8 protein-coding genes are annotated in these 8,011 nt (G+C 46.6%); 7 read left to right on the forward strand and 1 reads right to left on the reverse strand.

Going from position 1 to position 8,011, the window contains the following annotated elements:
• The 7 genes from Q7V32_RS05135 (at position 1) to Q7V32_RS05165 (ending at position 7,017) form a co-directional block, all read left to right on the forward strand.
• Positions 1-840 (forward strand): D-amino acid aminotransferase, encoded by an 840-nt coding sequence (locus Q7V32_RS05135; RefSeq protein WP_304895915.1) that lies wholly within the window; start codon positions 1-3, stop codon positions 838-840.
• The gene (locus Q7V32_RS05140) at positions 840-1,106 is read left to right on the forward strand and encodes a YbeD family protein (RefSeq protein ID WP_159651670.1); all 267 of its coding nucleotides are present in this window, start codon (positions 840-842) and stop codon (positions 1,104-1,106) included. Before Q7V32_RS05135 ends, Q7V32_RS05140 begins: the two co-directional genes overlap by 1 nt.
• Before the next feature lie 15 nt (positions 1,107-1,121).
• A complete protein-coding gene (lipB, locus tag Q7V32_RS05145) occupies positions 1,122-1,730 on the forward strand; it encodes a lipoyl(octanoyl) transferase LipB (protein ID WP_304895908.1) in 609 nt (202 codons plus the stop codon).
• On the forward strand, positions 1,727-2,695 hold the full coding sequence (gene lipA / locus Q7V32_RS05150; RefSeq protein ID WP_304895909.1) for a lipoyl synthase: 969 nt from the start codon (positions 1,727-1,729) through the stop codon (positions 2,693-2,695). Before lipB ends, lipA begins: the two co-directional genes overlap by 4 nt.
• An 81-nt stretch (positions 2,696-2,776) precedes the next feature.
• Positions 2,777-3,259, forward strand: coding sequence for a DUF3015 domain-containing protein (locus Q7V32_RS05155; RefSeq protein ID WP_304895910.1), 483 nt, complete (start codon positions 2,777-2,779; stop codon positions 3,257-3,259).
• Between the two features lie 295 nt (positions 3,260-3,554).
• Positions 3,555-5,432, forward strand: a complete 1,878-nt coding sequence (locus tag Q7V32_RS05160) for a DUF4105 domain-containing protein (RefSeq protein ID WP_304895911.1) — start codon at positions 3,555-3,557, stop codon at positions 5,430-5,432.
• A gap of 400 nt (positions 5,433-5,832) precedes the next feature.
• Complete coding sequence (locus Q7V32_RS05165) at positions 5,833-7,017, forward strand: OmpA family protein (protein ID WP_304895912.1); 1,185 nt, start codon at positions 5,833-5,835, stop codon at positions 7,015-7,017.
• Between the two features lie 235 nt (positions 7,018-7,252).
• Here Q7V32_RS05165 and Q7V32_RS05170 read toward each other — a convergent pair whose 3' ends face one another.
• Positions 7,253-7,705 carry an META domain-containing protein gene (locus Q7V32_RS05170; RefSeq protein WP_304895913.1) on the reverse strand — a complete coding sequence of 151 codons (453 nt, stop codon included), beginning with the start codon at positions 7,703-7,705 and terminating at the stop codon, positions 7,253-7,255.
• Positions 7,706-8,011: the final 306 nt, after the last annotated feature.

An 8,011-nucleotide genomic window follows, 5' to 3' on the forward strand; every position in this document is an offset into this window, starting at 1 on the left:
ATTGATACTAAAACTGTCTATCTGAACGGTGAATATCTGCCGCTGAACGAAGCAAAAGTCTCTGTTCTTGACCGTGGATTTTTATTCGGCGACGGTATATACGAAGTCATCCCTGCCTATTCCGGCCGATTGTTCCGCTTGCAGGAACATCTCGAACGCCTGGAAAACAGCCTTGACAGCATCCGTCTGGTCAACCCGCATAGCCGTGAGCAATGGTCAGAACTATTGCAGCCGTTACTGACACCGGATCAGGACCAATACATTTACCTGCAGATTACCCGGGGTGTAGCGCCCAAACGCGATCATGCGTTCCCCATTCCCACTGTCCCTACCGTTTTTGCGATGAGCTCTCCGATTGTGCCATTGCCTGATCTGGACCAAGGCGTTAAAGCAATCACGGTGAAAGATAATCGCTGGGGCCACTGCAACATCAAAGCAATTACTTTACTGGCCAACATTCTGCAAAGACAGGCCGCTATCGATCAAGGCTGCGCCGAAGCGATCCTGGTCAAAGAAGATTATGTGACTGAGGGTGCGGCCAGTAATATTTTTGTCGTACTGGACGGCGTGTTAATCACCCCACCCAAAGGCCCTGAAATTTTACCCGGCATCACCCGTGATTTGATTCTTGAAATTGCCGAAGCCAACGCCATATCCTATTGTGAAGATATCATTGCATTCGAAGCCTTGAAATCAGCCTCTGAAATTTGGCTCACCAGTTCGACCCGGGAAATTATTCCTGTCGTCAATCTGGATGGCGCTGATATTGCCGACGGCAAACCGGGGCCGCTGTGGCACAAAATGCATCAACTTTATCAAGCATTCAAAAAAGCACAATAATGAGTGAACAAGAGTCCGTATTACAGTTTCCCTGCCAATTTCCCATTAAAGCGATGGGAACCAGCACGATTGAACTGGATTTGCATGTCGTGGAAATTGTCCGCAGACATGTCGAAAATATTCACGAAAATTCGGTTCAATCCCGTCCGAGTAAAGGCGGAAAATACACCGCTGTCACGGTCACGATTACCGCAACCAGCAAGCAACAACTGGATGCGATCTATCAAGACTTGACTGACTCGCCTCATGTACTGATGGCGCTCTGATTCGCGGCCCTGCTCATGCAGCCCATACTCCGTTTTCTGGGTCAACAGCCTTATGACGAGGTTTTTAAGGCCATGCAGGCATTCGCTTTGAACCGTAATCCGGAAGCAACTGATGAGCTCTGGGTTGTAGAGCATGCGCCCGTTTTTACCTTGGGTCTTAACGGCAAACAGGAGCATGTGCTGGACCCTGGGGATATTCCAGTGATCCGCACTGACCGCGGCGGCCAAGTCACTTATCATGGACCCGGCCAGCTGGTTCTTTACGCGCTGCTTGATACAAAACACCATTCAATGACCGCACGCCAAATGGTGACGCTGTTAGAGCAGGCAATCATCCATACCTTATCTCAATACGGCATAGGCGCTAAAGCAAAACCCGAAGCGCCGGGCGTCTATATTGATGACAAAAAAATCGGCTCAATTGGCCTGCGCATCAAAAACAATTGCAGTTACCACGGACTCAGCCTGAACAATCGGATGGACTTAAGTCCATTTACACGGATCAACCCCTGCGGCTATGCCGGTTTGACCGTAACCCAGTTAGCAGATTTCGGCGTAGACATAACAACGCAGGAACTTGCCATACCCGTTGCCCACTTCATTTCAGAGGCACTGACATCATGACTTATCAAGCCCCCTCCCGGCTCACTCCGGAATCTCATCAACGCAATGTCGAAAAGTTATCGAGAATCCCGATTAAAGTCGAACCGGCTGAAACAACCTTGCGCAAACCTGACTGGATCAGAGTTTCGTTATCGGCTGGCGAAGAAGTCAATCGCATCAAGCAATTGCTCAGAGAGAACAATCTGCATACGGTTTGCGAAGAAGCCGCCTGCCCGAATCTTGCCGAATGCTTTAAACACGGCACGGCTACGTTCATGATCATGGGCGATCTGTGCACTCGCCGCTGCCCGTTCTGCGATGTCGCGCACGGCAAGCCTTTGCCGCTGGATCAGGACGAACCGCAGCATCTGGCCAAAACAATCAAAGCCATGGCCTTAAAATATGTGGTTATTACGTCCGTGGACAGAGATGATTTACGTGACGGCGGCGCAGGCCATTTTGCGGACTGCATCAAAGCCATAAGAGAACAGACCCCACATACCAAAATTGAAATTCTGGTACCGGATTTTCGCGGACGCATTGCCAAAGCCATCGGCATCTTAAGCGAACAACCCTGCGATGTGTTTAACCATAATCTGGAAACCGTACCCCGACTTTACAAACAAGCACGTCCCGGTGCCGACTATGCCGGCTCCTTGCAATTGCTGAAAGATTACAGACAATTAGCACCCAATACGCCTACCAAATCGGGACTGATGTTGGGCATTGGTGAAACCAAGGAAGAGGTAATTCAAGTCATGCAGGACTTGATCGATCACAACTGTAGTATGCTGACACTGGGCCAATACTTGCCGCCCAGCAAGTCGCATCTTCCTGTACAACGTTATTTGACTCCTCAGGAATTCGATGAACTGGGCGAGCATGCAAAATCGCTGGGATTTAAAAATGTCGCCAGCGCGCCATTGGTCCGTTCGTCTTATCATGCGGACCAGCAGGCAAAAACTATTGTCGAGAATTCTGTCTAGCGCTAAGCTTGTCGTTCTTTAACGATAAATCTGATGCGTTTTATTTATTGTTGAAATTTCCTTTCAAACACGGAGTAGATTATGAAAAAACTAGCCCTGGTAACTATATTAATAAGCGCTTCTTCATCCGCATTCGCTGACGCGCCCGGCGGACCCAACTGCGGTTGGGGCAATATGCTTTTTGAAGGCAAAGCCGGCGCAGGCTATCATTTTATGGCCTCGACTTTTAACAGTTCGTTTGGTAACAACACCTTTGGCATGACCAGCGGAACGAACGGCTGTTCAACTCGTGGAAGGCTCACCTATTCCGGCAAGAATGCGATGACCGTGTCGCAAATCATGACCGAATTTTCCGAAGATGTCGCCAAAGGCAATGGTGAAGCACTGGATACAGTAGCGGTCGTATTCGGCATAGAAAAACAGGACCGGTCTGTTTTTGCTGAAATTGCTCACGCTAATTTTGAAAAATTATTCCCTTCTGAAAACGTAAGCGCTGAGCACGTTGTAGACACCCTTTTTGTTCTGATGAAAAACGATGCCCGTTTAGCCAAATACGCGGTTTAAGCTGAGATCACCGGCACTCAGGATTTAGTCATATCCTCATTTAGACAGACTACTGAACAAAAGCCGGGCTATTCAATGAATAACCCGGCCTTCTATACCCATCGTAGATCGAAATTCGGCACCGGGGTGCCCGTCAAAGGACGCCGTAAATACATCCCTATAGGCTCTATGCCGAACAACCCGTTGACGCCTTAGGCACTGCCGAAATTTGAAGTGCGAAAGGTATAACTCAAGACTTGGGCTTCATGAAGTCAATTTCCAACCCAGCGTTGACTGAGATGCGGTGACGCCTGACATGTCTCATCATTTAAACCGCCTTGTCTTATCTGCTGCTGTATGTCTGTTTTTCAGCGCTGGCTCGCTAGCAGACGCCAAAACAATTGCCCCCTCATTCCTAAAACAATTGGCCGAGAGCCACGAATGGCTGTCGCTCATCCATTACCAACATAAAGCTTTGAGCGGCCAATGGCAAAGTTATGTCGATGATACCAAATTTTTTTTGGCACCAGACGGCCAACAGAACCCCTTAGCTGAACTAAGGGCAACCCTTTCTGCATTGACCGATCCAGCCCTGCAAGGCGATCAACACGCCAGCTGCCGCTTTCCGGCCCGATTGCAATGGTTATCAAAAGTGCTGCCGCAGGATGCTCAAGAATTCGTAAGACCCGCCTGCCCAACTTATGAAAAGTGGCGTAAGGAAATGAATACTGAAAGCATCAGCCTGATCTTTGCTTCAGCCTATTTGAACAGTCCCTCCTCAATGTTCGGTCATACCTTGATGAGACTGGACCCGCCAAAAGATGAAAACGATACCGATTGGCTGGCCTATGCACTGAACTTTGGCGCCATTGTCGATGAAAACGATAATTCTCTTTTTTATGCCTTCAAAGGTTTGGCGGGGGGTTACACCGGCTTATTCCAGCTGATGCCTTTTTATCAAAAAATCAAGGAATACAGCTTCATGGAAAACAGGGACTTATGGGAATACCATCTGAATTTAACCCCGGACGAAACCCATCGTTTACTCAATCATCTCTGGGAATTACAAGACATCGAATTCGATTATTTTTATATCTCAGAAAACTGTTCCTTTCGCTTGCTGGAATTACTGGAAGTCGCAAGGCCAGGCAGTCAGCTGACCGAATCATTCTCATTGACGGCGATTCCTTCCGAAATTGTGCAGGCCATTCATGACCAGGGCTTTATTCAATCCGTTCATTATCGGCCATCACAAACCGGAAAACTGAAAAGCCTCTTGGCTTCCATACCCCAGCATTACCAACCTCTTGTTGAGCAGCTATCGCATGATATGACTGTTGCCGATACCGTTACTTTTAAACAAGCACCCATTAGCCTTCAAAAACAAATGGTCTCGGCCGCTTATCAATTGATGAGTCAACGCGCCATTGGCAAAGAAAGAACGGCGGAATCAGCCAAACGCCGTTACCGCATGTTGAATCTATTGAACCGCTATCCCCAAGAAATCCAGACGGAGCCGGAAATAGCGACCCCAAGCGCCCCGCAAACCGGCCATAACTCCCAGCGTTTAACACTGGGAGGCGGATTTGACGACGGCAAAGGATATGCTGAACTCGGTTACCGGCTTAATTATCATGATCTGCTCGATAACCCGGACGGCTATTTTAAGGGCGCAGCCATCAACTTTTTTGACCTGACCGCGCGCGCTTACGAAGACAACCGGTATCGCTTACAAAAACTGGAACTGCTCAACATAACTTCACTCAGCCCTCGCGATCTTTTTTTTCAGCCCATCTCCTGGCGCCTGGCAACTGGCCTGGCTTATCAAAATTACGGTGAGGATAAATTGTCAGGCTATCTTAACGGTGGTGCCGGCTTGAGTTATGCCTGGATAGATAACAACCTGAGCTACAGCTTTATCAATGCCCACCTGGAACACAATGAGCACTTCGATCATCATCTACAACCGGGCACAGGCATCAGTCTGGGCCACTTGTATTATTCAAAATGGGGTACCAGCCAAGTGGAAATTGATTCAAAAATTTTTATCGATGGTTCCTATCTCTATCATGCCGGCTTTGAACACAACTTTGTGCTGAGCCAAAATCAGGCTTTACGGTTCTCGGTAAAACACTTTTGGAATAATCATGACGACTTCAACCAGGCGGAATTCAGCTATCGGCTGTATTTTTGATTAAACCGTAAACTCCGTAATTTTCCGCTCCAAAAAAGGACATTGATGCTCTACTTATGTGCAAATATTGAGCGTTTGAAATCATTAATTTAAATAATTTCTCACCTGATGACACAGGCTTTCAGATGGTCTTTTTTTATGCGAAAATCGAGTGCTCATGAGCCTTAATCCTCAATTTGCCTCATGGTATATGTAAGACATTTCGTAAGATTTCAGAAATTTCATCATGGGGGGGGAGGGTTATCAATTTACTGGATTATCTTTTACTGCAATGCGGCATTGTTGGCTGAGGAAAGCTTGATAATTTCCGATAAATTCATGACTAACGTGTGGTGATGTTATGTATTTGAAGTGTTACGACATCATTTTAAATGTTGTAGTTAACTAAAGAGATACGATAATGAAAAAGAAAAATCTTTTTACAGCCGCATTTATAAGCCTTCTGGCTTCGGGCTGTGCGACTCATACCAGTACCTTTGAGGCATTCCAGGCTCAAGACCTTAATCCGATGGTGGCTTCCGGGCAATATATACAAAAAGCCGATAATTTCTTTGTTCTCAATGATTCATCTTCATCAATGAATGATGATTATCACGGCTCAATCTATGTTGCTCAGCCCACTCCTAACAAGTTTTCCGTCGAAAAGGAAATCCTGAGCCGGATGAATTTGACGATTCCAAACCTGAAAATGACCACCAGCATTCGTAGCTTCGGTTATGGCGATTGTTTATCCTGGGGATTTACCCAACTCAACTACCCGCCTACCGATTATTCCCAATCAACGTTTGATTCAGGCATCAATACCTTGAAATGCGCCAGCGGCGGCACACCCATCTCCAGCGGATTAAGCGGCACAACGGAAGATCTGGCAGGCACATCCGGCAATATCGCCGTCGTCATACTCAGTGACGGTCATAATCTGGATTCAAACGGTATCGCCGAAGTCAAAGCGATGAAACAACGTTACGGTGATAGACTCTGCGTCTACTCTATTTGGGTGGGCAATCATAAAGAAAAATCCGGACAACAAGTATTGCAACAACTCTCCGATGTTGCCGGTTGCGGATTTAGCACCAATGCGGAAACTATTGCCAGCGCTGATGGCATGGCTGACTTTGTCAAACAGGTTTTTCTGAAGCAAGGCAATCCGGTTCCGGTTTGTACGACGCTTGATTCAGATTCAGACGGCATCAACGATTGCGATGATAAGTGTCCAAATACCTTACCGGGTACTCATGTCAACGAATATGGCTGCTGGATAGTCGATATCAAATTTGATAACGATTCAGCCGTGATCAAGCGCCAGTATTTCCATGAACTCGAAGATATTGCCACTGCTATTCAACAGCATCCCAATGTCAAAATTGAAGTTCAAGGCCATACCAGCAGCACCGGTTCGGCACAACATAACTTGGGATTATCCATTAGAAGAGCGGAAGCGGTTAAAAACTTCTTGGTGGAAAAATCCAATTCAAGCAACATTACGTCCAGAGGCTATGGCTTGAATAACCCCATGTACAGTAATGCAACGGAAGAAGGCCGCGCCAAAAACCGTCGCGTACAGTTGGAAATCATCAGTAAATAGTAACTCCTATCTGATCGAAAAACATCTCGTTTCCGGAAGGTGCTGGGTGTAATTGGCGAGGATTTCGGCAGCAGGGAAGCTGCCGTAAAGCTCCTATGACGGGTTCACGGCGGTCCTCGGCAGACACATTCTGCACCTTTAGATTTTCAATCTGTAAGGCGTAAAAAACATTAACTGGAGACTTCTTTTAATCAGGAGTTTCCAGTTTTTTTACCGTAAAAAGGCCATCTTGACATTACTTTTGAGTAAACTTTAATGGCTTGCTCAGTTTGGGTGAATAAATCAATAGATAGGGTTCATCCATCTCAATCCTGTGCGCCATTTTCAAAGCATCCAGATAACGATTTTCTTGTAACGATACCGCAGGAGGACACATCATTTTTGTTGATGGTATCGAGCCGTTATTTAGAACCCTGAAGCCTCCTTTTTCATCGATCTCAACCTGCCCACTGTATTGATTACAGGAAGCCCGGCCTGAAATTTTATTTTTTTCGTGGAATTTTAGCGTCACCTGAACGCGATCCAGCACACCGTGCCCGCCCAGATCTTCCAGCAGCCATTCCCGTCCATTTAAAAACTCAGCAGTTGGCACTGGATTCGTTGCAGAAACAGGACGTATTGCTCCGCACCCCGCAATCGCTGTAAACGCTAAAATCATCAGTGTCCGATTATTTCGATAAACTTTCATCGTGTTCTACCCCAATGGTTCTTTAACAATAATTAACATTCAGATCTTTATTCTGGGTTTAGTTCTAGATATCAACCTGTCCACGACCCAGGGCAAACGCATTAAAACACTATAGAAAATCAGATAGTTAAACTATTACTTTTTCCGGATTAACTATAAGATTGAGTTTATTTGAAACCTAAAAAAGGCTTTGTGTCGCTATCGCGACGCTTAAGTGGAGTCGGTTCGCGGACCGACAACCGCGATACTGCTACGAAACCCATCCCTGGGTTTCGCCCTTCGGGCCAGCTAAAGCTGTTCAAAATC

The sequence above is a fragment of the Methylicorpusculum sp. genome, assembly GCF_030651835.1.
In the GTDB taxonomy this organism is placed as follows: domain Bacteria; phylum Pseudomonadota; class Gammaproteobacteria; order Methylococcales; family Methylomonadaceae; genus Methylicorpusculum.

Coding starts and splice junctions, on each gene's coding strand:
- Q7V32_RS05140 (WP_159651670.1), top strand. CDS start 840: ATGAGTGAACAAGAGTCCGTATTACAGTTTCCCTGCCAATTTCCCATT.
- lipB (WP_304895908.1), top strand. CDS start 1,122: ATGCAGCCCATACTCCGTTTTCTGGGTCAACAGCCTTATGACGAGGTT.
- lipA (WP_304895909.1), top strand. CDS start 1,727: ATGACTTATCAAGCCCCCTCCCGGCTCACTCCGGAATCTCATCAACGC.
- Q7V32_RS05155 (WP_304895910.1), top strand. CDS start 2,777: ATGAAAAAACTAGCCCTGGTAACTATATTAATAAGCGCTTCTTCATCC.
- Q7V32_RS05160 (WP_304895911.1), top strand. CDS start 3,555: ATGTCTCATCATTTAAACCGCCTTGTCTTATCTGCTGCTGTATGTCTG.
- Q7V32_RS05165 (WP_304895912.1), top strand. CDS start 5,833: ATGAAAAAGAAAAATCTTTTTACAGCCGCATTTATAAGCCTTCTGGCT.
- Q7V32_RS05170 (WP_304895913.1), bottom strand. CDS start 7,705: ATGAAAGTTTATCGAAATAATCGGACACTGATGATTTTAGCGTTTACA.